Source organism: Bradyrhizobium sp. CB3481 (assembly GCF_029714305.1).
Lineage (GTDB): Bacteria > Pseudomonadota > Alphaproteobacteria > Rhizobiales > Xanthobacteraceae > Bradyrhizobium.
The window spans coordinates 5,124,969-5,151,438 of record NZ_CP121647.1 but is presented as its reverse complement, the minus strand read 5'-3'; the positions used below and the strand labels follow the sequence as shown (position 1 = coordinate 5,151,438).

Genomic DNA, 26,470 nt, shown 5'->3' with positions numbered 1-26,470 from the left:
AGCTGGTCATAAGAGTGTTTGATCGAGCCTGGGAGTGAAAACGAAGGGAAAGAAAGTCATCGGCGAATCCATGCTGGAGCGCCGTGAGATTGGATCGATGAAATAGCCCGCCGTTGAGACGGCGCAGGTGTCTCGGCGTATCGTATTCAGCCGTATCCGTTTGAAGAGTTCGGAACTCGACACGAAGGCGCTCCCGTTTCCGCGGACGCGACGCGAAGCACAGGAGTTTACCTATCTTCAAAAGAGCCTGCCAGAACGTCTTGTGGCTCGCCGATTGCTCTGATCTTAAAACAGGCGGGGCGAAAGAACCGAAGTGCCGGGCCAACGGTCCTTAGTGCGGCGTGCCGAAAATAAGAGGCGGCACGCGGACCTAGAGCTCCAAGAGGTAAACGGATGAAGCTCGGATTGTTCTATGAACACCAGGTGCCGCGGCCTTGGGAAGAAGGTAGCGAACGAAAATTGTTCAGCGACGCGCTGAAGCAAATCGAACTCGCCGATCGTCTCGGGTTTGATTACATGTGGGAGGTCGAACATCATTTCCTGGAGGAATACTCCCATTCCTCTGCACCCGAGGTGTTTCTGGGTGCCGTTTCGCAGCGTACAAGTAATATCCGAATTGGTCACGGCATTTGCCTTTCCCCGCCGAACTATAACCATCCGGCGAGGGTCGCTGAGCGTCTCGCCACGCTCGATCTGATCTCTGGAGGGCGCGTCGACTGGGGAACCGGGGAGTCCGCGTCGCTGATCGAGATGTACGGCTTCGGGATCGAGCCTGACCGGAAGAGTGCTATGTGGCGGGAAGGCGTCGAGCAGACGGCTAATATGATGACGATGCAGCCGTATCCGGGGTATAACGGGCAATTGTTCAAAATGCCGACCCGCAACGTCGTGCCAAAGCCGGTCCAGAAGCCGCATCCACCGATCTGGATGGCGTGTTCCCGGCGCGAAAGCATTTTGCGTGCTGCGCGTAACGGAGTGGGGGCGCTGGTTTTTGGTTTCGTGGAAGCGTCCCAAGCGAAAGGGTGGCGCGACGAGTATTATCAGATCATCAAGTCCGACGAGTGCGTGCCCATAGGTCATTCGGTGAACGCAAATATCGCTACTCTCAATGGTATGATGGTTCATGAGGACGCCGAGGAAGCGATGCGTCGAGGACTCGATGGTTTCAAGTTCTTCGGCTATTCGATTGCGCATTACGCGGTGTATGGCGAACACCGTCCTGGGCGCACGGATTTGTGGCGGCGCTTTCAAGCGATCAAGGACGACATGAAGGAGACGCCAGGTTCGGGTAGCATAGGCCCGCCTCAGAGTGTTCGCGAGCATCTGGCGGCGTATGCCGATATCGGTATTGACCAAATGATCTTTATCCAGCAGTGCGGGATGAATAGGCACGAACATATCTGCGAGGCACTCGAGCTCTTCGCGAAAGAGGTGATGCCTGCACTGAAAGAACGTGAAGACGAGCGCGTCCGCCGTAAAGAAGAGGAGCTGGCACCCTACGTACAGGCTGCACTTTCCCGCAAGGCCTCGATGCCCGAGCTAAGCGAGTCAGACATCCCGAACATCGAATCGATCGGCATCGTGCTCGAGCGTTGCAAAGGGAAGGGCTACGCGTCGACGGGGGGCTTCTACGCGGACCCGACCCGTGGAGGCGCAATTCCGATGGCTTCACGCGAGACCTTCGCCAAGTCGGCCAAGATTGACTAACAGCAAAGGCCACGATGGGGCCTAGCCAAGTTCATCGGCGCGTGGCGTTCGGTGCCAGCACGGCCGAAGAGTTGACGACGCGATCGCACGGGTCACCACCGCGGAAGAAGGCGAGGTAAAAGCCTCACAAACGGATATTGGTGCTCAAGGAGGTCCATGAGAAGGGCTTTCGGGCCAGAAGGACTGGATTAGCCGCCCGTCTCTCACCCGTCCTTCAGCAAACGGGGCGCTGCGTTGTACAGTCCAGCAAAGGAATGCGCGCGGCAGTCTCACCGTGATGACGTAATTTCGATCGCCCTAAGGCTCATCCCCAGCGTCGCTGAAAGAGGCACGACGGCTGACGCGGAAAAGAAACCATAGCCATACTCGCGGCACACAAAGCGCATCAGTGTACGGCCCGCAAAGATCGAACCGCGCTCACTGATGTTCGCAAGCGGCTTTATGAAAAGGAAATAATCCACGGACCCGCGACGATATCTGCGAATGCAGGCGCGATCCAACACCACTCGCAGATGATCGCGTCGCTCGGCTCGAACTCGGTAGCGCTGATCGTTTGCATCTGGACCGATAATCACAGAACACCCCGAATTTCACTTTGGGGTGACTTGAAGTTTGAGGTGGGCGAGGAGTTTGACAGGAACTGGAGCCAGGGTAGGAGACGTTACAAGTGGTAGCAGTGGCGGCGTCGATGCTGCAGAGGAATCGCGACCGCAAGAATAGATCAAAAGCCCTCCTGGATCGATCCATCGTGTGGATGCGTTCTATCAAAACAATCTATTTTACCGATTGTTGAGAATGGCAGATAAGCAAGCGTCGGCCGAAATTGGATGTCGATGGAAATACGGCGGTCTCAAGAGCAAAGCCCGCAAAATCGATCCTTCGGCCGATGCGAGAGAGTCTGGAACGCACGCGGGAGTCTGCTTCTTGTTAAACATACATGGGCACATCATTTCGCTTATTCAAAAGCCAGATCCCGTCATCTTGGATATCGGCTGCAATGACGGGACCGATAGCCAATGTTTTCTGTTTCTATGTCCAAAGGCGCAGCTCTATTGCTTTGAACCGGACCCCCGAGCGGCTACCCGCTTCAAGAGCAACATGAATATGTGCCTCGATAAGGTAAAGCTATTCGAGTTCGCGGTTAGTGACCGAAATGGCAGGATCGATTTTCACCCAAGCAATGGAGACGGACAGGCGAAAGCATGGGACCTCTCTGGCTCGATACGCCCACCGAAAAATCACCTTACCGAATATGGCTGGGTTCGGTTCGATCACCCCATCTCAGTCGAAACCCGGAGGCTGGATGACTGGTGCAGCGAAGCGAACCTGAACCAGATCGATTTGATCTGGATGGATGTGCAGGGAGCCGAGGCAGATGTCATCGCTGGCGGCAGACGAACCTTGAGCAATACGCGCTTTATCTACACCGAATACAGCGACAAAGAGCTCTACGAAGGGCAGCTCACCCTGCAAGCCATCCTTGATCTCTTACCTTCATTCGAAGTGGTGAACATATATCCCCGCGAAGTCGAGGGTGATGTATTGCTTAGGAACACAATCTCTTAGAACAAGCCTATGTCAGTCTTTTTCTCCTGCTGCGGACTCGTCTGCAATTGGAGAATCTATAACGGCTGATTGAGGGAGGTGTCGCAGGATTGTCACACTGCCCGAAGGCAAAGGCGCTGAAGAAGCCGAGAGAGGCTGGCAAAACTCTGGCTGTCCTTGCAAGCCCGCAGGAAAGCGCCAAGAGAGGTGAAGCAGAGGAATTACTCGCACGTGAAGAACTGATTCGACCAGGTGAGCCGGACCTGCGGCGCTCGCGTTCAAAATCGAGCAGTAGATCGTCTCGCAGCGCATGATCGATCGAGAAGTGGACGATTGAATTGATGATGCTTACTAGTCCTGGTTCGCCGGATCGCGGCGCGGCCGTAAAGGCACTTCTCGCCGACCCCGGTGAGTTGCTTGTTGAGCGGTCTCGGCTCTCACGGCTGCAGTTATTTCCTTCATCCGGGTGACGGCCGTTGGGACGCCGCTCGCTTTATCTAATCATAAGGCGTTGAAACATGAGCCAGGATATCAAACAATTGCCTACAGTCTGCTTTCTCCTCGGCCTTCCCAGGTCGGGGACGACGCTGCTGGCGCATTTGCTCCAGCAGCATCCAGATATTGCGGCGCCGCCCGAGCCCTGGCTGATGCTGGCACTTGAGGCATTTGGCAGGGTGGACCACCGTCACCTAGCGGGGGCGGCACTGATTCAGGTCGCAACCTCCGAATTCTTGGGCCGAATAGATCGTAGTATCGTTAGCCGCGCTTTTGCCGATGCGGCTTATGGCCAATATTTGGCAGCTGCGGGCAAGCGTACCTTCGTAGACAAAACCCCGCGCAATTGGTTGGTGCTCGAGTTTTTGGATTCCCTCTATCCAGAAGCGCCACGAATCCTTCTAATGCGTAATCCCTACGCTATTGCCGCATCGCTGAAGTCGACATGGGGTATTTCGCTTCTATCGGCAAGCTGCCCGTCCGCCATAGCTGCGTGTCTCGCCGGTCTTGTGATGGACCAGCCTGCGCCCGCCATCGCATCTTCTCTCGCCGATATCGTTCTGGGCCTGCCTACGCTTGCCGCGCATCGCGGTCGCCGTCAGACGCAAGTGGTGCAATACGAACTCTTGGTGGCGCGCCCTGACGAGGAAATGCGCCGTGTGATCGCTGGCCTCGGCTATGAGCCCACGGCCATCACGTCGGCGGAGATGGAACAAGCGGACTATCTCCGTTCCAGTAGTTTTGGGGATCGAAAGATCCTAGAGAAAAGGACAGTCGATGAGCGCTCAGTCCAATCGTGGCAGACCGAACTGAGCATCGAAGAGATGCAAGTAGTGACCGATCTAGTCGGGGCTGACTTATTGAAAGAGATCGGGTATGAGCAGGACCTTCGGTACGCACAGCAATCCGGTGTAGTGGATAAGGGCCGGGAGGTCACTGAAGCATATCGGCAGTTATTTAGAACCTGCACGGAGTTGCTGGCCGGCAGGGGAGCAGCATTGTCCGGCATTTCCGCTCAATCGAGCGAGCTGAACACGATTTCCCGGCTGGCTTCCGATCCCTTCATAATTCGGGAGGCGCAACATCTAGCCGAGGCCAAGAGGGAAGAGAATTTGCAGCTGGCGAATTCGATTATGGCGCAGTTACAGCAGGCGCTCTCAGCGAGTCCGTAGCAAGACGTGCGAGGCCGACCCACAGCTCACACTTGGCCAGGGAATAGATAGTGCACCGACGATGCAGTGCATCTACCCGCCGGCGCACTGTTGCGGACTCGAAGGCTGCTCCATGCGCTAGGCCCAGCTAAATTACGAAACGGCGACTTTGTCAGGGGAGCGCCCCAGATGTGCGGGCCGAGGGCCGCATAAGCGCAGGTCGCCAGCCGAGCAAGCGTCCACTCCATGCGCCGCGAGCAACTCGCGCGGAGTTGCTCCCATAAACTGAAGGTCCTCCTGTCGAATTCCGCAGCAAACGTGCGAAGGTGCTCGTGATAAATCTTTTCCGCTGCTGGATCGTGCTTCCCCTGGTTGTCGTTACGGTTCTTCGCGCCGGCGAGGCCCATGCGAGAGACCGCCGCTCGATCGCTGAACCTGTTGCCCCTGGCCATGTCTGCGCCCGCCTAGTGCCCTCTACCAAGGATGATACGACCAGGCTGCAAGACGCTATTGCACATTGTCCTGCTGGCGCAGCGGTCTATTTGGCGGGTGGTGCATTCCTGTCAGGACCTCTCGAAATGAAATCCGGCGTAATGCTCTGGATTGATCGCGGTGCTACGCTTCTTGCCGTCGCCGACCCGGCTGCCTATGACAAGGGCTCGGGACGCTGTGGTCGCATCGATCGTAAGGGCGACGGCTGCCGCCCATTCATCAGCTTTTCCAAAACGCGCGGCGGCGGCATCTATGGTGACGGAATTATCGATGGCCAGGGCGGCACGCCCATGGTCGGCAGCGCCGAAACGTGGTGGCGGCTGGCCCGCCGCGCGCAGACCGAGGGAGGAAACCAAAACGTCCCCCGGCTCATCCAGATCGATCATGCCCAGGATATTACCTTCCACGGCATCACATTGCGCAATTCGCCCAATTTCCACGTGGCGATGAACCAAGTGGAAGGTGCCACCTTTTGGGCCATCACCATCGATGCACCAGCCGACGCGCGCAATACCGACGGCATCGACCCAGGCGCCAGTCAGGATGTGACCATCACCCGCAGCTTTATCCGCGCTGGAGACGATAATGTGGCAATCAAGGCCGGCAACAATGGTCCCACTCGCCATGTCTCTATCATCGATAACTATTTCGGCTGGGGGCACGGCATGTCGATTGGCAGCGAGGTGAACTCAGGCGTCAGCGACATACTGGTGCGCGGCCTGAGGCTCCACGGCACAACATCGGGCTTGCGCATCAAGAGCGATGTCACCCGCGGCGGCGTCGTGGAGCGTGTGATCTATGAAAACGTATGCCTGCGCGGCAACCGATGGCCGATCAATTTCGATAGTCGCTACGATCCCCACGCGCGCGGCAGCAGCATTCCGATCTTTCGCCAGATCGTTCTGCGCCATGTGCGTGGCGGTGAGGGAGCGCTGGTGATTCGCGGGTTGGATCCGGACCATGCCGTTGGGATCACGCTGGATGATGTGCGATTTGGCGATAGCGCGAGCTGGCAGGTGGAAAATGCAGATGCTACTGTTTCCGGCGTGTGGCCGCCTTTCCCGGGTCGGGCTGGGGTGCCGGCGTCTCAGAAATGGGAGGGATGTGCAAACGCATTTCCTAACCGGTAAGCGGAGCCACGCCGTTGAGGGCCGAACCCGATCATGAAGGCGGTTGTGACAATTTCAGAACCATAGCGGCAAAGCTGCGAGACTTGATCGGTGGCTGGGACGGACGGAGCGGGGGATGACCCTGCTTCGAGATCGCAGTTTCGGGCTTGTTCGAGATCTCAATCGGTCTCGGATAGTGCAAGGAATGGCCCGGCAGGAGGGAAGCTCAAATTGGCCTGCCGCATGGCGCGCGCGTAAGCCGCCATTGGCGTGAATGCCCGTAAAAAGAACAGATACTTGGGCCTGTGGGGCTTAAGCGTTCTTTCGTCCGAAAGCAGACGCACCTCGATCTAGAACCCGCCAAGCTGTAGCGAACGCGACATTACGCCTGAAAAAGCCGGATGTTCTGCAGCATCGCAGTGGCCCAAATCCTGCACTGCGATCGATGGCAGTAAGGCCAAGCCGGTCCCGGAGTTGTAGAGGGAATCGCGAGGATGCGGAGCATTGAGAATTTGTTTGCCTCCTTCTCCACGCAATTCACTGGCGCTTCATTGCGCTTGCGACCGATTCTGTTTGTTGAGAGGTGTAATCGTGCAATCCGCGTCTAGAGAGAACGATTCTAGGTGAGCGCGTAGCAGCCAATCGTTCTGATTGCGCGTAGCGCCATTAATCTTACAAGTGGGCGAAGTGCTCGAAACTATCGAACCTAACGACGCGCGACAGACAGGCTTGTTCAAGGCCTTCGCGAGCACCGCTGACTGTAAGGGTTCGATAATGACATCTTGGCTTCCGACCAACTCGGCGACACGTTCTTCAGTTGAGAGCACTGCCACTGGCAATGGACCAGTTAGGAGAAGCAATATTGATAAACTGGCGTCGCTAAGTGCAAAAAAACCACTCGAACATCATCTTCTACAGGTAATTCATCCGGAGACGCCGAATTGGATAGGGTCAAGAGCGCGGATCAGAAGCGCCAAGGTAAGCTTAAAAAAGCACACGTGCCGGAGCGGCTTTCCACTAGTGCTGCAGCGACCATGAAACCGCCGATCGAGAAGAGAATGGGCGCGGCTCTTCGGCGCGCGCGGCTTGAGCGTGGACTTACGCTTGGCGATGTTGCATCGGCGGCATGTCTCTCTGTCCAGATGCTCAGTCGCTTCGAGACCGGGCAATCTACCGCCAGCCTTGCCTTGCTTGACCGAATTTGTGCTCGGTTAGGTACTGATCTTTCGACCTTTTTCAGTGAGGTCGAGCAAACGATGGGAGAGGCACGACTCATCAAGGCCTCTGACCAATTGGAGGTCGTCCGCTCAGGTACGAAGTACGGGCACACCTACCGCTTGCTCTCCTATCACAAGGGACCGCGCAAGGTTTTCGAATCCTTCCTCATCAACATAGATAAAGACAGAAAGAGCTATCCGAGCTTTCAGCATCCCGGAACGGAGTTCATTTATATGCTGAGCGGTAGGATGCAATATCGTTTTGGTGACAAAACATTTCTCGTTGAGCCAGGTGACGCATTCACATTCTCTGGCAATGTTCTTCATGCCCCGGAACAGCTGCTAGACGATCACATCCAGTTCATCACGATGATCGTATACGCAGAATGATTGTAGGATGGGCCGCACCTGAGGTGAATACGCGTATACAGAAGAATAGGCGCGAGCTAAACTCCTAGCGGAACGGTTTGTCGCCGATCCGTTCAGCGCCGGCGCGCGGATGTACCAGAGCGGTGATCTTGCGCGCTATCTACCAGACGGCAATCTGGAATATCGGGCCGCAACGATGCAGGCGTGCCGGATCTGCGTGGCAACTGATGCTCCTGACGCTGACGTCCTGCCGGTACTTATGACTACTTTTCAATCCCAGAATAGTAGGACCAGCCGTTTTTCGTCTGGAGCGGAGCTCGCGAAATCGCCTAGGCACGGCGAAAGTGGCCTGCTAGGGGTAAGTAGATTATGACGAACACCCTCGCATGCCCTTTGGCACATGCTTCGCGGCAAGTTGTGGAAAATAAAGTGCCCCGCCGGGGTGCGGGGCATGGCTCCTCCCGGATCAGACGAAGGTGAAGTCTGACGCGGTCAGGTGCAAGTGGGCAAAGTCGGCCACCGTGGGAAAACTGCCCAGATGGCCGAACTCGTCCACGTGGTTCTCGGAGGTGACGTAGGCCAAATTCGCGGTTTGGGTCTGGTAGTCGTGGTAGACGATAATGTCGCCGGCATGCTCGCCGGAGATCGCGCTCGCAGCCTCAGTACCAGAGGCGAAAGACAGATCAGTGATCACCACGACGTGTTCGCCGTTCGCAACGGAGGCCGCACCGCTGTAAAAGGTATCAACCGGAGAGCCAGGCTGCAAGGCCGCGTGGTTGACAAAGTTCGCGCCGACACCGTCGTGGTCGAGACCGACGGCGTCAAAGGCGAGAGTGTCATGCGCCGGATCGAAATCCAAGATGCTGGTGTTGTCCGGATTGCGGGTCGACCCCTGAGATCGGGTTGTGGAACTGGAAGACAAAGGTGTCTTGGCCGGCGCCGCCGATCAGAGTATCCCTGCCGTCACCGGCAAAGAGGACATCATCGCCAGGACCGTAGAGCTTGTCATTGTCTGGACCGATGATACGCGGTTGGTCGCGCCCGTTGCCGCCGTAGAGATAGTCAGTGCCCTCTTCGCCGAAGACCTGGTCATTGCCCGCCCCACCGAAGACACGATCATTGCCCGGGCCGGCCGAGATGGAGTCGTTGCCTGGACCAGCGTCGATCCAGTCATTGCCCCCAAGATCCATGATCATATCGTCACCATTGGTGCCGAAGTCGCTACTGTTATCCGAGCGACCCCAGATAATGTTTGCCATCGCGAATGCTCCTAAGAGTTAGCCCAACGGCGCCGCCCCACACCTCATATTCCTCATTCGGACAACTAGAAAAATCGATTGTTTTGATAGATACCATTTACATGGCAGATGGATTCATGGCTCTTCGTCTATCTGTTTAACATGTGGTCTCAGTCATGTACGTCCGCCGCAGTTCATCAGTATGAGTAGGCGCTCATGATTGCATCTGCTGCAAAGCAAGAGGCTCGCGCCCGAGGGCGAAATCGTGCCCATCTCACTGAGGACACACTCTCGGCGCGCAACCTTCCACATTTGCCTTTGCTCAGAACGTCAACGTCTCGGCGATAGACTGGTTGATCTCCGAAAACCGGCCGAGGCCGGAAATGAGGTCGGCGCGAAAGCGCCGATCGGTTTCGGAACTCGTATCGAGTCCAGTCGCGAAGGACCCAGCTTGAGATTAAGCGCTGGATAGATCCGGATGTCCGAGTCTTTGCCAGCGCGATGTGTGAAACACAGCGCCGCTCACTACCAGTTTCGATGGGTTACATGTGATGGTATTGCTGTCATAGAAGCACCTCGGGCAAGGCGGCTCAAAATTGGTAGAAGCTCGCTTGAATGCTTGATCAACACATTCTTAGAAAGACAACCCCGATTACACCGCATGGCTGGCGATTGTGGCCTCGATCGCGAGCGGCAAACCGTGCGTCACGAAATCGGGCGCCGTATGGGAAAAATCCACCGCGATGTCGAGCTCGTTGAGTACGGCAAAAAGATAGAGCTCCCAAAAGAAGGAATTGTAAGTGGTCCGGAATTCTCGAACGAATTTGCTGTCGCGGTCCTCGAAACCGTCCGCCCAGCCGTTCGGCACCGCGCGCACGCCTGCTGCACCGGGATCGAGCGTCCGCCGGAAGTTTGGATGCAACTTGTCGTCAGTGGTGACCGGCGTGAAGAGATCTAGCAACATGACGGTTGGCTCGTTTATTGGCTTCGGTGCGTCCGACGAGACCGGGGCTGAAACCGATTGTAATGCACTATCAGGCGATGTCTTAGCTCGCTCGTGGGGCAGAATGCGCTGGCTTGCGACGGCGCCGAACCCGCCGAAGAGCGAGACCTTTGCAAGGATCGTGCTAATGCCGATGGCTTGCGGATAATTCTCGTCGACATCGATTACGACAGTGCCGGCGGCCAGAAGCTCCGTCATAGTCTTGTTGCGAGGCGAGCGCGCGTCCAAACACGCCCTGCCGGTCGAGAATCATTGCCGTCGATCGCACCGTTGCGTCGAGGGGATCAGTGCCGAGCCGCATGGCTGCGGGAGCGCAGGAAGCACAGAATCCCGCAATGACGTGGATTGCCTTCTGATCAGGTTGACCATTCAGGAGTTTTGCGAGCGCCGAGTTGTACTTGGGCTCGACCGCGCGAAAAAAAATCCTGAATCGGTCAAATTCTTGTTCGTATTACCTTCTTCGATACGGCAGACGTCTTTCGAGGTGGCGTGAATGTCTTGAGGTTCGATTTGCGCATGGCATAGCGCCTGTTCTGAAGAACAGGGGAATTGAAGTTCCGCAAATGGACCGGCGACACGTAGTGGTCTAGCGCCATGGTCATAGCTCGCGAAGAGACTCAAAAGAGGGCCGAGCATAACCCATATCTGCCGCAAGCCTATTGGTCGGGCACGTTTACGCGAGGATCGTCAGCCCGCACAGAAGTTTGCAATTGGGCGGGATCAACCTTCTTGCGCTGTGCCCATTCGACAAGGTTGTCCGGGCGATAGGTTGCATCAGCGCGCCAGCGTTGGAACACGCTCGCATCGATCGTCTCGTTGACGTTGATGTGGCTTCCGTCTTCCCGAACATCCGGCTCTCGGCCGAGGGTGCGATAAAGAGGCGTAGAAATCTTAGCGTACCATCCTGAACCAAAGGACTTGTAGGAGTCGGCAATCGGCGCCGTTACGGCATCTCCATCCAGATCGACCTCCGAACGGAACGAAAGTCCCTGCGATTCCGCCTTCTTCATCATCCAGCGCAGCGGAGCCTGAGCGAGAAGATCGGTCTGATAGCCACCTCCAACATTTGCATGGGCGCCTACAAACCAGCGCTGCTCAATGCTGGAGAGAGGACGCACCTGGGCGATGACCGCGTTCGGATTTTTCGGGTGGCGAACGTCCCAGAGCGTGGGAGCGAAGTCGTTGCGGTGCTCGTCAATCGCGAGAGCGTGATAGCCGTTCAGGATGTGGATGCGTAATCCTGTCTGCAGATAATCAAACGAAGAGCGGCTAATGCCCGGAATGTTGCCAGCCGCTAAGCCGACGGAACCGACGGTATCCCATACGCCGACTACCTTCACCTTTACTGGCTGGGAATATTTCAGCAGCCACTTTTCCTGCTCGGTCAGCTTGCTGGCGTCTCCGGACGCTTCCTTCTCCTTCAACGTCCAGATGCTTTCCTCGTCTCCCTTCCTGTAGCGATCAAACAGTTCGGTGATTCCGATCGGAGAGCCCGCCTTCAGGATGCCGTCGATGGCGATCAATCCAGCCAAGCTTCTGGCTGTAAATGCGCCCCGGCTGAAACCGAAAATGAAGATTTCATCGCCGTCGTTGTAGTTTTCGATAAGCCACTCGTAAGCCAGACGGATGTTCTCATCGAGCCCTTGGCCGAAAACACCGCCCAGGAAGCCGTTGACCCCAACTTCGTAGTAGACGAGTTGAGGCTTGCCATCCTTGCTTTTCGAGGCGCACAGCGCCCGCATGCGCCAGACGTTCGTATTACTGTTGACGCTGTTCCAGGTGCCGTCGAGAAAAACCGCTAGGCGCTTTTGCTGCTGCTCTGCGCCCGCAAAGTTCGGCTGGTTGCCACTTTTCTCCGAAGGACGACCAATAATCACCCCGATTGCGACGATGGCCACGATGGCAAGAAAAAGGCCGATCGAGTGTGCGATTCGCTCGATCCATCGCAAAACTTTCATGGCGTGGTCCCCGGCTGCATGTCGCTGGCCGACCCAAGAGAGAATCGGCGATCCTTGCCGAGAATAACTGGTCTGCCGATTCGGTGCACGTCTCGCGCTCAAATAATGCAACTTCTACTTGCGTGGGTTCGCTAAGGCGAATCAATCTCGAGGCAGGGGAGCGAGAGGGCCGGGATCGAATCAGTTCAAGCAGTATGTGCTTCTCGCTGGACACGCGGCAAAGCAGTCCGCTTTCGGCGTCGCTATCACTTGCCACTGTCCCGGGGGCCGCCGCTAACTGGCCTCGTCGCTGCACTCGGTCCGCGTGCGTGTGGAAAGCGGGACCGCGCTCAAGAGCAAGCTCTTTGCCTCGAAGACGATCACCCGCAAGGTCTCGGCACCTCGGAGGCTCGGTGGGGCGACTAACCGGCCGGGCTCGAAGGCGTGCCCTGCGGTCGCTTTGCCAGACGATTAAGAAAGCCTATCGCCCGTTGCTGCAGTTCAGGCTCCAGCGAGGTCGCCTGCATTCGCTCCACCAAGAGTTCAGCGTCGAGTGGACGTGCAGCGTGGTAAGCCTCCACGAACTCCTTGTCTTTATCCGACAATCGAGCGAGCTTTGAGACGATCACGTCTTCAGGGCAGGGCGCAACCGCCAGAACCGCACGGCCATCCACATCAATCGATTTGTAGATTGCTCTTGTATTCCAGTCGAGCGGAAGACGGGCTGTGTTCTCGTCGACGCCATCGATATAAAAGCCGTGTTGGCGATGAAAACTCGAACCTTCGCCGAAGAGTGCATTGATCTCTTCCGAGGCTTCGGGAGGGAAATCGGGATCCGACTCCTTGTGCGTAACCTCCCAAAGCCTGGCGTTCTCGGGGTAGGCATCGATCTCGCCAGACGTCCTCAAGAGGATCGGAGCATCCGGCCAGGAAAGGAGGATGCTCTGACTGCCAATAATGAAGACCTTATCGGTTTTGAACAGCCGAGCTATCGCCTGACTGTCTCGACAAGGTCTTCAAAAGTACGCACGAACGATTGCTGCGTCACGCGACGACCCGCGCACCCGCGGATTCCAGCGCAACCGATTTGGCGGCAAGACGCCTTGCCGCCTGCCAGATCCGACGTCTGAGTGCAACGTCGCTGACGTCGATCCCATCGGCAATGACGAACGGAGACGATAGACGCAAGCGGGTCATTTCCTCGTCGCGGCTCGTCAAACGACGACGTAGGTTCGACGGGGGAAGACGAAGCAAATCATGCCATTCGGTCACAAACGAATAGCCTTCGTAACGCTCCGAAGAACTACGATCGAGCGAAAGCTTCGTCCTGTCGATCAACGAAGGGTCGCGACCGATCGCCCGCGCAATAAGCCGATGAATCATCAGCTTCGCGGTGTCGTTCACATGCTCCTGGTTGACCCGAATGGTCATGAATGTTCCATTGTCCTCAAAGGGAAAGCGTCCGTCAGTAAAAAACCAGCTACCGCGCAGGCCGCCCCCTTGTTCCCTATGTGTTCTGCCGTCAGATGCTAGTCTACGTTACAAGAACCCCCGAAGACAGTGTCAGCCCTTCCCCAGGCACACTTTTTGTGCCGAACCCCCTTAAATGGTTCGCTATGTAAGATTATCTTACTAAGTGTCGGATACAGGAGGCGGGGAGCATGGACCCCGTTATTGTAAACACTATTAACGTCTCACTCAGATACAGGCTCATAGCGGCTTGGAATGTCGGGAGCTGAGTGGCGCCATCAAACCGGTTGAAAGCCTGCCGAAATTCGACAGGAAGGTCTGGCTAGCCGCCACCACAATCCTTGCCACGGAAATCGGCGCCACCATTCCGGACGATGTGAACATCTTCATCGATGAGACGACCAAGCTTCCTCGTTCTATCGACGAGACGGCCGCCTTTGTCGGTGATCTCCTCAACAAGCAGAGCGAAAAGGAAGCAGCGGCGGCATGATCGAGCTCGATTCCGTCAAGCGGGCCCAGATCGCCGAGCGCCTGAAAGAGGCACGCAAGCTCGCCGGCCTGTCGCAAGGCCATGTCGCGAAGATGCTCGGTCTGCATCGCCCCTCCGTCACCGAGATCGAAGCTGGCAACCGCCGCGTCTCCGCCGATGAACTCGCCCGGCTTGCCGAGATTTATGACGTCAGCGTCGCCTGGTTACTCGGAGCGCCTGACAAGCTTGACGCGGAGGACCCGCGGCTCGAGCTGGCCGCGCGCGAACTGTCCAAACTCAAGCCCGACGACCTGGAACGCCTGCTCAAGCTGTTAGCCGCCATGCGCAGCGATCCCACGGACGGAGGCAATCGCTGATGAACGTGATGTGCACCACGAAACCGGCTTCAATGGACGCGCTCTGGCAACCCAAGCCATGCAAGCGGCCTTGCCCACCCCGGCAAAGGTCAAGCTCGACCAGATAAGCCCCATCTGCATCTACGGTGTGTGCCAGTCGATGCGCGTCCAGGTGCGGTTCAACAACATCAATATGGAAGGGATGTACCAGAAGAGAATTTCGCCGTGCATCCATCTCTCGGCACGGCGTCCACTGGCACGACGCGCCTTTAACTGCGCGCACGAGCTCGGCCATCACGTGTTCGGCCACGGCTCGTCAATCGACGAACTGCGAGAAAGTGCAAAAGCGCATCCATGAGAAGATCCGAAGGAATTTTTGGCCGATGCCTTCGCGGGCTTCATCCTCATGCCGATCATCGGCCTGCGTCACGCCTTCTCGGTCCGAGGCTGGACACCGGAAACAGCGACCCCTACGCAAATCTGGATTCACCAATGCGTACCGCGCATCCGACCGGGTCAGCCAATATCTCATCCGTCATGTCATCTGTCGTGACGACCTGCCGCGGGCGCCGCGCGATGGTCGGCGCCGCGCGATGACGTCGGGGACAATCAGCGGCTCGGGCCTCAAGCTGTTCAACAAGATCGAGACGTGGGAACTCCTCCAAGACTCGCTAGGTCCGAAAAACGGCTTGGCGTCGATCAAGACCCGCACACGTTGGCATCACATAAAGAATGCCCGCGTTGGCTTTCCGTGTTTGCAGCATGTCAGCTTCGTGCCGACAGCCGAGGGTAATATTGCCGCAACCAATCCTTCCAAAGTCAGGGAGCGTCTCCGTATTAAGAGAGTGCACGAGCTCGTTTCTGACATGAGAGCAAAGGGACAAAAGCCTCCCATATTGGCCGGCCGACTTCAGGTGGATCAATTTTGTCCCTTAATCCCTCTATCTTCTTGCCCGTGTAAAGAAGCAATGCTGATCGCGGTCGTGCGCTTCGAGCAGCCCGATCATGAAGCGCTCAATGATCACCTGCGTTTTCACGATGGTCAGCATCATGTGCTCGACACGTCGAACTAGCTCCATCCGCTTGTGCGTTTCTTCAAAGAGCTTCTGTTGCTCGATCGGCTGCGGCTCTTCCATCATCACCCACTGGTCCGCGGCCATCGTTTTCCCTCCTCGGTCGCGCGAGACCATGACACGATTTGGTGGGCAGTTCTATTTCCGGCCGGCGTCCCGCGGGCTCAGCTCCGCCACACGGTTCGCACGCTGTCGAATACGTCGTTAACGGACCAAATGGCCTTGCATCCACGTGCACCGGCGCTGTGTACGTAGAGGCTGTTGTAACAAGTTCTGCTGCACAATAAGGGCGAGGCGTTATCCGGCATCTTCCACAGTGGTGCCGCACCGCACCCCATTCTGTCGATTTTGTAGCTCAAGTTATGCATCCATCAATCATCGAGGTGGCAGCCTCATGCGATCCCGCCACCGAGCTTTGATTGAGCGCCAATCTTTCGGCTGTGCCTTACCGAAATGGACTTATCACTCGTACTTCCATATCGAGCTTTCTTGCAACGACAAGCGGTCGGGGATGCGGATCATGGCCTCGGATTCCGCCTGTCACTGCGAGTAGAGGGAACATCGATACCGGCGACTAGGCGAAACTTATTTCAAGCGGCCTTTGGCAAGTTAGGGGCGTGCAACTCAGGGCGCACTCTGTTCCAACAGTAGGCGCAGCAGATGGGGTTTGCCGGCGCCCGAATTGCCCTGCACCAGCAGACGAGAAGTTCCTGAGCGAGCCGTTCCAATTTGTCGTGAAAGCCTAACGACGTCGTAACCACGCGCGCGGCTTTATCAACAATCGCAACATCGACTCAATCTCGCCACCACACGCTCACGTTGAGCGCGTAGGTGTGGCTGCTGTTTCGCTTTGCGCGGGTGAAAATGCGGACAAATTGTGCCGCATCGAACAAGCGGGACATGCGGCTTGGTGAGTTTGCGCAAAACGACGCAGCCACAGGCAGCAACGGAAAGTGCAAGAGAAAAGGAGCTGTAGATGGCGGGCGTGTTTCCTGTTCAAGGATTTGGATTCCTTTCGAACTACAATGGTGCATTCGTCGCTAGTTCCGCGCTCGCTGCCATGCAGGCGATCGCAGGCACCAATGCAAATTCGATCGAGCTCGCTCCGCGGCTCTTTATGCAAACCAGGACGTCGAATGATGTCTTCGCCGATCCCAACAAGACCGAGAGCGACGCCAATATTCTCCAAGCCGCGGCAAATGCGCATGCGCTCGGTCTTTCGGTCACGCTGAAGCCTATGGTCTCAGCCCTTGATGGCACGCTCGCATACGCACTCATTCCGAGCGATCCCGGCGCCTTCTTCGCATCCTACAAGGCCGATATCGTCCACATGGCTGAAATCGCCGAGCAAGCCGGCGCGACTATGTTCTCGATCGGCAATGAACTCGGCAAGCTCTCCGGACCCCAATATCGAAGCTACTGGGTCGATATCATCGATTCCGTACGCGCCGTGTTCCATGGCGAGATCACCTATGCAGCCGCAACCGACGAAGCCATCAATGTCAGCTTTTGGGACAAGGTTGATGTCATCGGCATCAACGCCTATCCGCCGCTAACGACGACAACCGAGCCGACCGTCGAAGAGATGGTCAACGCGTGGAACAGCATGTCCACGGACGACTACTGGGCGAAGGCGATGAATCACATGTCGCCGGTCGATTTCTTCCATTCCCTTGCCTTGCGGTACGACAAGCAGGTGCTCTTCACTGAAACCGGTTATCGCAGCGTCGATGGAACCAACATCAGCCCGGGCGGCTGGGCCGAGAGCACGACGCAGGATGTCCAGGAGCAATACGATGCCTTCAACGCCTTCTTTCAGGTGTGGGGATCGGAAGGCGGAAGCTGGTTCAGGGGCGCGTCGATCTGGAATTGGGATACGAACAACAAATACTCGCCGATCGGTTATTCGCCCGAAGGCAAGCCTGCACAGCAGTTGATTAGTGAATGGTACGGAGGTCAACACCAGCCGCCCGGCCAGACCCTAACGGGTTCTCCGTCTGCCGATTTGATGGATGTCGGCGGCGGCAATGACGTGCTGTCGGGCGGGGTCGGCAACGATACGATCAAGGCAGACGGGGGCGACGACGCCATTACCGGCGGCCCTGATACAATTCCAAAACTCACGGAGACCACCGTCACCGTGACGGGCTACAGCTCCGTCGTTGACGGCGTCGGCGCCAAAATGCAGCTGCTCATCAATGGGCAGCAGGTCGGCAGCACAGTCGAATTCCACGGCGCGACCGACCCATCGGGTTTCCAGACCTTCACATTCACTTTCACCAACCCAGCGGCCGTCTCCAGTCTCGATCTCGCCTTCATCAACGATATCGCCAACGCCAATGGCGACCGCAACCTTTATATCAAGGACATTACCGTCAACGGCGAGCATCTTTCCGTCGCCGACGCCGTCAACCCAAGCTCGCCGGGAACGTGGAATCTTTATCAGAACAAAGCCATCCACTATGACATGGCCGCTCACCAGGACCTGTTCTTCGGGGCGCCGACGGACGACGACATCCTCGACGGAGGAGCAGGCAACGACGTCATCAACGGCGGTGCCGGGACTGACACGATCCAGGGTGGCGCGGGCAACGACACGATCAATGGCGGTCCTGGCGCCGATGTGATCCACGGCGGATTGGACGATGACATGATCAGCAGTGGCACCGGCCTCATCACGGCGACGGACCAACTTTATGGCGATGACGGCAACGACATCATCAAAGCTAGCACCGGCGACACCGGCGCCCTGCTCGACGGCGGCACCGGCAAGGACCAGCTCTATGGCAGCGGTGCGGCCAATGTCATGAATGGCGGTGACGGCAACGATTATCTCTCCGGCGGCGGTGGACTGGATACGATACATGGCAACGCCGGTGACGACCAGCTCAAAGGCGGCACCGCGGCAACCCAAATGTTCGGAGACGATGGCAACGACAGCTTGCAGGGCGGCAGCGGCAGCGAGTTCCTGTATGGCGGCAGCGGCAACGATCGCCTGACCGGCGGCGGCGGAAACGATTATTTGGTCGGCGGTGCCGGCAACGACACGTTCGTTTTCGCCCCTGGCTTCGGCAACGACACCATTGCCGATTTTCAGAACACCGAAGGCGTGCAGGATGTCATTCAGCTCGACAAGACCCTGTTTGCCGACTTCAGCGCGCTGCAATCGCACATGGCTGAGGTTGGCACCAGCGTCGTGATCACGGTCGATGCCAATAACACGATCGAGATTCAGAACAAGACACTGAGCCAGCTCCACGCCAGCGATTTTCTGTTCGTCTGAGGTCTGGGTGACGATCGCTCGACAAGACGTCGTGCTGCTAGCTCGTGCGTGGAACATCCAACAATTTTCTCCTGCGGCAGCTTCACGGGGCATCGTCAGCCGGTACATTGCGTCAAATGACCTGAAACGACGGCGTAGGTTTAGCGCAAATCTCCTTCAAGATACGCGGTAACTCCAACGAACGGGCGTGTCTCGTCGGGCAGAAAACCCGAGTGTGCCCCCGATCCGCAAAACGAAAGCTGCTCTCCGGTGCGTTGCTGCCGTCGTGCTCGAAGGAATAGCAGTGCTACTGTAGCGAAACGTCACAGAACACGAAAATGCACCTGCACCGCCAATCAATGACAAGACTCAATGTGTTGATCAGGTGCTCGACACTGTATGAAGCACCGCAACCGGAAATGACGCGCTACGGATTCCTGACTATCGGTTGAATCTATCCAATATAGCACGCCTCCAGCGCGTACGACGGCAAATGCAAACTAGTCATATGAAGAAGACGCGCCTGCCGCGCCCCATAGGGTTGCTCCCTGCCGATTTGTGTTCATTGGAGCCGCTTCACTACCCGCATAGCCGTGACCGCAATTATCTCCCGGCAAGCGACTGTCCAAAGGGTATTCTGAAACGGGGCCGCCAACATTTGACCCTGCCGACAGCGGTCGACTCAACTGCGCTATAGTGCCGCTACGCTGGAACGCTCGGTCATGAGGTTGCGACAGGGAAATCACTCTCGAGCAAGCTCGAGTCCAAGACAAGGCGCGATCGTCGTCATTTGACCGCTCTGCCTTGTTAGGCCGTGTCTGGTTGAAGACGTCTATGTCTGGAACGCGCCAATGAGGCGCAGGTATTCGGTCGCGCGAAGCACATGTTTGCCTCTCTTAAAGCAGCTCGCACAACGTCGTTGCCGGCACGCAGATTGCTAGGACATGTTCATGGATCCGTTAGGACTATCGCGGTTTCGTACTTGGTGCCAACATTGCGGCGTATGGAGGTGCCGCGATCATGCCAACCCTGGCCGATTGGCATTGCAGTCAAGGCAAATGACTGTTCTGCAGTTGGCGATCTAGCTTCGAACCTGAATTCTGAGGCAGTCCTGTCCGGTGATTTGCTAACATTTGAGTACTCTGGAGGGAGCTTTCGATGCATTTCGATGCAAGTCGCTTCGCACCCAAGCAGATCGACCGTGTTACACAGCATTTGCAAGCTTTGCTGTGTGCTGTGGTCCCCCGATGCCTGCGACGAATTGGGTTGCGGTCGTCCGATAACCGCGCCTTGCTGAGGAGCTGAACCGGATGGCGACGCGCGATCTTTCGGAACAATACATCCATGAGCTGTTTGAGGTCCAGGTGCGCAAGGCGCCGGACGCGGTGGCGGTGGTCTACGAGGACGCACGCCTGAGCTATGGCCACCTCAATGCACGGGCGAACCAACTCGCGCACCATCTGATCGCGCTGGGGGTGAGGCCGGATCAGCCTGTCGCGATCTGCTTGGAGCGCAGCCTCGCGATGATGGTCGGGCTGCTGGCGATCCTGAAGGCCGGTGGCGCATGTCTGCCGCTGGATCTGACCCATCCGTCCGGGCGGCTGCGGCAGGTTCTTGCGGGTGCGGCACCGCGGCTATTGCTGGCCGATGCTGCTGGAAGATCCACGCTTGGTTCTGATGCGCTGGTCGATGTGACGGTAGTCGATCTCGAAACGACGAGGCCGAGTTGGGCAAATCTGCTGGCGTCGGATCCGGACCCGCGCACCCTCGGCCTGACCTCGCGCCATCTCGCCTATGTGAGCTACACCTCGAGAACGAGCGGCACGCCGAAGGGCGTCGAAATGCCTCACAGCACGCTTTTGAATCTGCTCTGGTCCTCGCCAGAGTTAGGAGCGCCAAAGCGACGCACACTTCAGCTCACGACCCTCAATATCGATGTCTCGTTCCAGGAATTGTTCAGTTGTTGGAAGGAGGGCGGCGTGCTTGCGATCGTGCGGGAAACGATCCTTACCGATTTCACCGTACTGCTAGAACTCCTGTGGACGGAAGAGATAGAACGACTTTTCCTCCCCTTCGGAGCGCTGAATCATTTTGCGGAGGCCTGGGGCGCGCAAGGAGTGCTGCTGCCCTCTTTGAGAGAGATCTATACAGCGCGTGAGCAATTGCGGACCACCCCAATGCTTAGATCTTTCTTCGAAGTGCACCCGAGGGTGAGATTGATAAATGAGTATGGGGCGGCAGAAACCCACATGATCACGGAGCACCGTCTCGCGGCCGACCCATTACGCTGACACCCGACTTGTATCCTATTGGTCGTCCGAGCTCGAACAGGCGGATTTAGACGGCCATGGTGAGCCCCGGTTCGGGCAGTTGATGGAATGCAGGGCATCGCGCGGGGCTATCTGAACCGACCCGAGTTGACGAGAGAGCGGTTTGTGGCTGTAGTTTTGTGTGGCTCGGCCGACGGAGTGCACTCCTAGCTCAGCTGCATGGAGCGTCCGCCGAAGGTGGAGGCGGCACATTGACGAAGGCCTTTAATCAAGCGATGGATCAATCCATCGTACGGTGCGGACGATACTGACGGGCCGCTCGCGCTACGATACTGATTCATCAGAGGGGGCGCTTCGGCAATCTCGAGAGATTATCAGGATAGGACTTTGGCATCGACCCGCTCGGCTCCGGCGGAGGCGGCTGTTGTTCACTGAAAATAAGCGTTCCCTCAAGGAGCACTCCTGGAAACTGCTCCGCCTTGCCAACGTAGGTGGCAATTTTTCCGGAGCATGTTCCCTCGAAATTTAGCTCTAGTTCTTGATCGTCGCCGAAAACTGTTGGCTGCCCGTCGGTATGCCGTTTTGTCGTGACAGTCGCGGTAAATCGATCTCCATCGACTTCGCAAGAGCCGCTGTAGCTCATCACGCTATCATGACCCCAGATTTTGCCGTCCTCCACATGGAGGATGCCGGCGTCTTGGCCGAGTGCGGTCTTGAACCAAGCCGCATAGGTGCCGTCTTTAAGCAAGGGGGGACCCTCTCCCTCGATCTTCACAACAGCAGATGATCGGCACGGTTGGCACTAAGACTTGTACGATTCCCACGTGAAAATCTGCTTTTTATTCAAGCCACGGAAAATCGCGGCACCTTGGGAGGTCTGCGAAAACCCTTGCTCACGCCGCAACGGGAGGGTTCCGGGCCGGTGAGTCTGAGATTGTGAAAACTAGCGGAAAGATAGCGGCCTTTAGATCCTCAAAAGCACGGCGCTCTTCAGAAAGGCGTATCTCGAGATATTGGCGCTGAGGTTCAGTCAGCTGGGCCTCAAGCAACCGACGATAGTAGTGGATACGGTTGCGATGAGTGCGCATGGCTGCCAAATCTTCGCTGATCATCGGCGGACTCGCATTCGGAACGGGTTCAAGGTTTGCTTCCGTGTGCATTGTCTACGGTTTCTTTTAGAAAATAGGTAATCCAGAGATCGTTTTTAAGAGTATGTGTCTGCGCGACGCATCACATGTGCCCTTACTGCACCACTTTCGTACGTATCGTACCAACAATGAGATTTCCGCGAACGAGCGAAGATCGATGGAAACGATAAAATGCGCGGGCGACGTTGATGGCATCGGCGAGGGTCAAGGAGCGACGTGGGTGACTGGACTGCCGCACTATACGGGCTACTCGACGGCATCGATGAGACCGATTTCATGATCTGAAGCCGTGCAGCAAGCTCCGCCTCGCTCGCGCAGCCTAACCGCTGGCAGGATTTTCGCGAAAAGTCTCTTCCGGGAGTCAATCGTACATGACCTACTCTCCGAAGGGCGCGTGGTACACAACGATCTCAATGCACAAGTTCATTGCACGATTGTGCGACACCGGAACAGGAGACGAACCTGTTCAAGAAAGAGTTCACTATTCAATCCGCCGGAAATGCAGGGGTGGCAACCGCTTTGTGTTCGACATCACACGCGCAGCTTGTTTCAATAAGCACAACCTTGTTGCAAAGGCGACAGCGCCACGAAAAAAGTCCGCGGGCAATGCGCGTCGCATCCGCTGGCCGAGATCCTGCACACCACAAGCGGCGTGAAAGCTGCGCCAACAACATCGCCATTCGGCCCGTTGCAAGATGGTGCGCGCGTTTGTGTTCGAGAGATGATATGCGATCGAAGCTGTGGAAGGTGGACTATACAACGCTCAAAGCTCAGCTCCCGTGGCTAGCGTCAGATGGACGCCAGGAGTAAAGCTGGGAGCTTTTTGGCTCATTGAAGCCCGAAAGCTTGCATCGGCTTACTGAAGGTCAGCCAGGCGCCGCGGCACTGGTGCAAGTCATCCCAATGCGATCTCCGATCTCAGAGCATCGTCCGGCTTGAGGCGTCACTATCTCGCCATTTCGAGGTCGAATCCTCCGCTGCAGCCAGGCAACACCTAATCACTGGAAAACTTCATCTCCCGGCGCATACGAAAAGCAGGGTGTGTCGAAATCCGATCATTGATAATCGACACCTCCGTTTTCGTAGCTGCTCAGCCATAACGCCGTCCAATGCGCGGCGTGCCTGCCGACGCTCCAAAAGATCGGCGGTGGTGATGCCTTTTATCGCGTCAGGTGGAATGAAGCTCTACTTCGAGGAGTACGGTCGGGGCTATCCAATCATTTTCGTTCATGAATTTGAATCGGACCTGCACAGCTGGGAAGCACAAATCCGTTATTTTTCCCGTAGCTATAGATGTATCGCCTACAATGCGCGGGGATATCCACCGAGCGACGCTCCTGATAGTCCCGCCGCATACGGTTGGGAGATCGCCGTTCACGACATTGATGCCGTCATGCGCGGTTTGTCGATCAGTCGAGCCCACGTGGTTGGATCGAGCATGGGTGCCTATGCTGCTCTGCTATTTGGTTTGTGGTACCGCGAAGGGGCCAGTGCGATCGTTGCAGCTGGAGCAGGGTTAGGATCTCCAGCATCGGATCGTGAAAATTGGTCAAGAAACGCGACGGCTCTGGCGCGCACATTGGCGGCAAGAGGTATCGATGCCATGGCCGAGAAAATGGCCGGCCACTCCACCCGCATTCGACTGAAGCACAAAGACCCGAAGGGCTGGCAGGACTTTGCGGAGCGGTTGAAGCAGCATTCTGCACGCGGGATGTCCAACACTCTGCTCCAGTGCCAAGCCGTGCGACCGTCCTTGTACGACTTCCGGGATCAATTTTCACAGATGAAGGCACCCGTGCTGCTCGCGGTGGGCGACGAAGACGACCCATGTCTTGACACCAGCTTGATGCTCAAGTCCACAATTCCCTCGGCCGGCATTTGGGTATGCCCCAATACGGGCCATGCCATCAATCTCGAAGAACCTGCGGCCTTCAACGTGCAGGTTGAACGTTTCTTCAGCACCGTCGAGCGAGGAGGCTGGGGTCATTTCGATCAACTGAGACAGTCCGTCTCGAGGCATGAGAATTCAACAGCCGCCGGGTTGACTTTCGACGGGGCGCTTCCATGAAGCCCTGCATCGGTGTCTATCTTTCCGAGCCCGTCGCGGCACGGCTCGCAGTCGCAGCGCAACGGCCGGGGGCGACCAAATCGGCGATCATCGAGGCTGCGCTCACGCATTTCCTCGATGCCGATCATGACATCAAAGAGCTCTCTATCGATCGCCGGCTGAGCGCCATCCACGAGAATCTTGAACAGCTTCATCAAGATGTGCGAATTGTAAGCGAGACTGTTGCGCTTCAGGCTCGATTTCTTCTTGCCGTCACGCCCGCGTTTACAACCGCCGACCAACCAAACGCCTGTGCCCTCGGGCTTGCGCGCTTCGACGAATTTGCTGCCCAAGTGGCAAGGCGGGTCCATTTGGGAACGTCCCTCATCAAGGAAACAATCGAGCGGGTGAACTCGACTGATCGGGAGCATGTTGCAACAGAATCAGTGAGGCAAGAAGCGCCGACCCGCTCAACACACCCGGAACTGAAGGGTGCTGCGAGGACTGCCGCGGGCAACAAACGACAAACTCCGCGTTTTGCCGGAGCGGCACCGTGCGAGCAGGAACCAGCATTAAGAGCCGAGCAAACAAGTCCCGGCGCGACATCGCGGTCCCTTTTGCCGGTCCGGCGTGCGACGGCCCGACAGAGGCCACTGGGCTTGTTCCAAGATTGTCTGTTAATCTTGCGCGTGTTCTTGCCTTTCGTCGCTGCTTACTGCCTTTCCTTACTCTTTCGCAACATCAATGCGACGATTGCTGGACCGCTGACTCACGAGTTTGGTCTGGGTGCCGATGACCTCGGTCTCCTGACGTCTATCTACTTCCTGACCTTCGCGGCAGCCCAGATTCCTATTGGGATATTGTTGGACAGATACGGTCCGCGCCAAATCCAGAGTGCCGTGCTTTTGGCAGCCGCCGCCGGGGCGACGCTATTTGCTATCTCTGACAACTTTTTGCTGCTTCTTCTCGGCAGGGCGTTAATAGGCCTTGGCGCTTCCGGAGCATTGATGGCCGGATTGAAAGCTGTCGTTCTCTGGTTTCCCGCCAAGCAGGGCCCGCTGCTCAATGGCCTGATGGTCATGCTGGCTGCCCTTGGCGGCGCGACGGCAACATTGCCGGCCGAATACCTGCTCGTTTCGGTCGGCTGGCGGGGATTGTTTGAACTCCTAGCCATCGCCTCGGTTGGATGCGCGCTTGCAATTTTCCTTGTCGTGCCAAAGGCCACGCGCTCATTGAAAGCGAAGGAGACCACCATTGGACTGCGAATGATCTATACAGATCCTCGCTTCTGGCGCTTGGCACCCCTGTCTGCGACGTGCATTGGTACTGCCTGGGCGCTTCACGGATTGTGGGCTGCCCAGTGGTTCTCGGATGTTGAGGGTCTGGACCGGTCGACATTGCTTCGCAATCTCTTTGCCATGGCACTCGCATCGAGTGCGGGCGCACTGGTTCTAGGCGTTGCGGCTCAAAAGCTCCGGCGATACGGAATAGGTCCACGCCCGCTCTTGAAGTTTGTCGCAATTCTGTTTTTCGTCGCCCAACTGGCAGTAATTCTGCGGGTTCCCCTGCCATCATCCGCTCCGTGGATGATCGTCGCTGCCGTGGGGGCGGGAACGGTCCTTAGCTCCGCGATTTTGGCCGATTTTTTTCCAAAAGAGCTTTCTGGACGTGCGAATGCGGCGCTCAACGTCTTACACATCAGTTGCGCGTTTGTGGTCCAGTCTCTCATCGGTTTCGTGGTTCAGCACTGGACGCCTCTGTATGGCCATTACCCGGAAGTTGCTTACCAGACCGCCTTTGCAGTGAACCTTGCAGTTCAACTTGGAGCATGGTTCTGGTTTATTATCGGCGTGCCTCTATCGGGAGCGACGAAGCATTTGCGCTGATAGCAAGTGCTGGCCTTAGCTGTTTGCAAGATGTGGACGAAAGCGGTACCACCGAGACCCGCGTATGCTCTAGTCCAACGTGGGAGGGGTTTTCAGAGTTGCCGGGGGACTGTCCCAAGGGGCTTCGCTTCATCGAGCAGTGCCATCTCATGGAGCGCAGCTTCGTCCTGTGCTCCTCAACCCAGCCGCGCGCCATCGTGGACAGCTCTATATCGGTCGGGAGGTC

20 protein-coding genes and 1 pseudogene are annotated in these 26,470 nt (G+C 57.0%); 13 read left to right on the top strand and 8 right to left on the bottom strand.

Annotated features, from left to right (window positions below):
• Positions 1 to 393: 393 nt before the first annotated feature.
• The 5 genes from QA643_RS25210 (at position 394) to QA643_RS25190 (ending at position 8,106) form a co-directional block, all read left to right on the top strand.
• Positions 394 to 1,707, top strand: a complete 1,314-nt coding sequence (locus tag QA643_RS25210) for an LLM class flavin-dependent oxidoreductase (protein ID WP_283028561.1) — start codon at positions 394 to 396, stop codon at positions 1,705 to 1,707.
• A 924-nt stretch (positions 1,708 to 2,631) separates the two neighbouring features.
• On the top strand, positions 2,632 to 3,273 hold the full coding sequence (locus tag QA643_RS25205; protein WP_349253296.1) for an FkbM family methyltransferase: 642 nt from the start codon (positions 2,632 to 2,634) through the stop codon (positions 3,271 to 3,273).
• A 497-nt stretch (positions 3,274 to 3,770) separates the two neighbouring features.
• A complete protein-coding gene (locus QA643_RS25200; protein ID WP_283028559.1) occupies positions 3,771 to 4,919 on the top strand; it encodes a sulfotransferase in 1,149 nt (382 codons plus the stop codon).
• 557 nt (positions 4,920 to 5,476) lie between these two features.
• Positions 5,477 to 6,520 carry a glycosyl hydrolase family 28 protein gene (locus QA643_RS25195; RefSeq protein ID WP_283028558.1) on the top strand — a complete coding sequence of 348 codons (1,044 nt, stop codon included), beginning with the start codon at positions 5,477 to 5,479 and terminating at the stop codon, positions 6,518 to 6,520.
• A 920-nt stretch (positions 6,521 to 7,440) separates the two neighbouring features.
• On the top strand, positions 7,441 to 8,106 hold the full coding sequence (locus QA643_RS25190) for an XRE family transcriptional regulator (protein WP_283028557.1): 666 nt from the start codon (positions 7,441 to 7,443) through the stop codon (positions 8,104 to 8,106).
• Between the two features lie 445 nt (positions 8,107 to 8,551).
• On the opposite strand, the gene QA643_RS38725 is transcribed toward QA643_RS25190, so the two are convergent.
• The 6 genes from QA643_RS38725 to QA643_RS25165 all read right to left on the bottom strand — a co-directional run bounded on the left by QA643_RS38725 (position 8,552) and on the right by QA643_RS25165 (position 13,694).
• The gene (locus QA643_RS38725; protein WP_349253222.1) at positions 8,552 to 8,944 is read right to left on the bottom strand and encodes a hypothetical protein; all 393 of its coding nucleotides are present in this window, start codon (positions 8,942 to 8,944) and stop codon (positions 8,552 to 8,554) included.
• Positions 8,922 to 9,344 carry a hypothetical protein gene (locus QA643_RS38720; protein WP_349253221.1) on the bottom strand — a complete coding sequence of 141 codons (423 nt, stop codon included), beginning with the start codon at positions 9,342 to 9,344 and terminating at the stop codon, positions 8,922 to 8,924. Before QA643_RS38720 ends, QA643_RS38725 begins: the two co-directional genes overlap by 23 nt.
• A 631-nt stretch (positions 9,345 to 9,975) precedes the next feature.
• On the bottom strand, positions 9,976 to 10,524 hold the full coding sequence (locus QA643_RS25180; RefSeq protein WP_283028556.1) for a hypothetical protein: 549 nt from the start codon (positions 10,522 to 10,524) through the stop codon (positions 9,976 to 9,978).
• A gap of 458 nt (positions 10,525 to 10,982) precedes the next feature.
• A complete protein-coding gene (locus QA643_RS25175) occupies positions 10,983 to 12,284 on the bottom strand; it encodes a DUF2235 domain-containing protein (protein WP_283028555.1) in 1,302 nt (433 codons plus the stop codon).
• A 401-nt stretch (positions 12,285 to 12,685) separates the two neighbouring features.
• Complete coding sequence (locus tag QA643_RS25170; protein ID WP_349253295.1) at positions 12,686 to 13,204, bottom strand: DUF6036 family nucleotidyltransferase; 519 nt, start codon at positions 13,202 to 13,204, stop codon at positions 12,686 to 12,688.
• Positions 13,205 to 13,307: 103 nt separating this feature from the next.
• Complete coding sequence (locus tag QA643_RS25165; protein WP_283028553.1) at positions 13,308 to 13,694, bottom strand: hypothetical protein; 387 nt, start codon at positions 13,692 to 13,694, stop codon at positions 13,308 to 13,310.
• Positions 13,695 to 13,983: 289 nt separating this feature from the next.
• On the opposite strand from QA643_RS25165, the gene QA643_RS25160 reads away from it, so the two are divergent.
• From QA643_RS25160 to QA643_RS25145, 4 genes and pseudogenes are all read left to right on the top strand, one after another.
• On the top strand, positions 13,984 to 14,223 hold the full coding sequence (locus QA643_RS25160) for a hypothetical protein (RefSeq protein WP_283028552.1): 240 nt from the start codon (positions 13,984 to 13,986) through the stop codon (positions 14,221 to 14,223).
• Complete coding sequence (locus tag QA643_RS25155; RefSeq protein ID WP_283028551.1) at positions 14,220 to 14,579, top strand: helix-turn-helix transcriptional regulator; 360 nt, start codon at positions 14,220 to 14,222, stop codon at positions 14,577 to 14,579. Before QA643_RS25160 ends, QA643_RS25155 begins: the two co-directional genes overlap by 4 nt.
• Before the next feature lie 10 nt (positions 14,580 to 14,589).
• A complete protein-coding gene (locus QA643_RS25150) occupies positions 14,590 to 14,916 on the top strand; it encodes an ImmA/IrrE family metallo-endopeptidase (RefSeq protein WP_283028550.1) in 327 nt (108 codons plus the stop codon).
• A gap of 25 nt (positions 14,917 to 14,941) precedes the next feature.
• Positions 14,942 to 15,193, top strand: a pseudogene (locus QA643_RS25145) (nucleotide kinase domain-containing protein); the annotation flags it as partial.
• 306 nt (positions 15,194 to 15,499) lie between these two features.
• Here the strand turns inward: QA643_RS25145 and QA643_RS25140 are convergent.
• Entirely contained in the window at positions 15,500 to 15,718 is a 219-nt protein-coding gene (locus QA643_RS25140; RefSeq protein WP_283035100.1) for a hypothetical protein, read from the bottom strand.
• Between the two features lie 889 nt (positions 15,719 to 16,607).
• Here QA643_RS25140 and QA643_RS25135 point away from each other — a divergent pair.
• Complete coding sequence (locus QA643_RS25135; protein WP_283028549.1) at positions 16,608 to 18,914, top strand: carbohydrate-binding domain-containing protein; 2,307 nt, start codon at positions 16,608 to 16,610, stop codon at positions 18,912 to 18,914.
• Positions 18,915 to 20,203: 1,289 nt separating this feature from the next.
• Positions 20,204 to 21,184 carry an AMP-binding protein gene (locus tag QA643_RS25130; protein ID WP_283028548.1) on the top strand — a complete coding sequence of 327 codons (981 nt, stop codon included), beginning with the start codon at positions 20,204 to 20,206 and terminating at the stop codon, positions 21,182 to 21,184.
• A gap of 319 nt (positions 21,185 to 21,503) precedes the next feature.
• Here the strand turns inward: QA643_RS25130 and QA643_RS25125 are convergent, their stop codons facing one another.
• A complete protein-coding gene (locus QA643_RS25125) occupies positions 21,504 to 21,911 on the bottom strand; it encodes a hypothetical protein (protein ID WP_283028547.1) in 408 nt (135 codons plus the stop codon).
• Positions 21,912 to 23,488: 1,577 nt separating this feature from the next.
• On the opposite strand from QA643_RS25125, the gene QA643_RS25120 reads away from it, so the two are divergent.
• The gene (locus QA643_RS25120) at positions 23,489 to 24,379 is read left to right on the top strand and encodes an alpha/beta hydrolase (RefSeq protein ID WP_283028546.1); all 891 of its coding nucleotides are present in this window, start codon (positions 23,489 to 23,491) and stop codon (positions 24,377 to 24,379) included.
• Positions 24,376 to 26,244, top strand: a complete 1,869-nt coding sequence (locus QA643_RS25115; RefSeq protein WP_283028545.1) for an MFS transporter — start codon at positions 24,376 to 24,378, stop codon at positions 26,242 to 26,244. Before QA643_RS25120 ends, QA643_RS25115 begins: the two co-directional genes overlap by 4 nt.
• Positions 26,245 to 26,470: the final 226 nt, after the last annotated feature.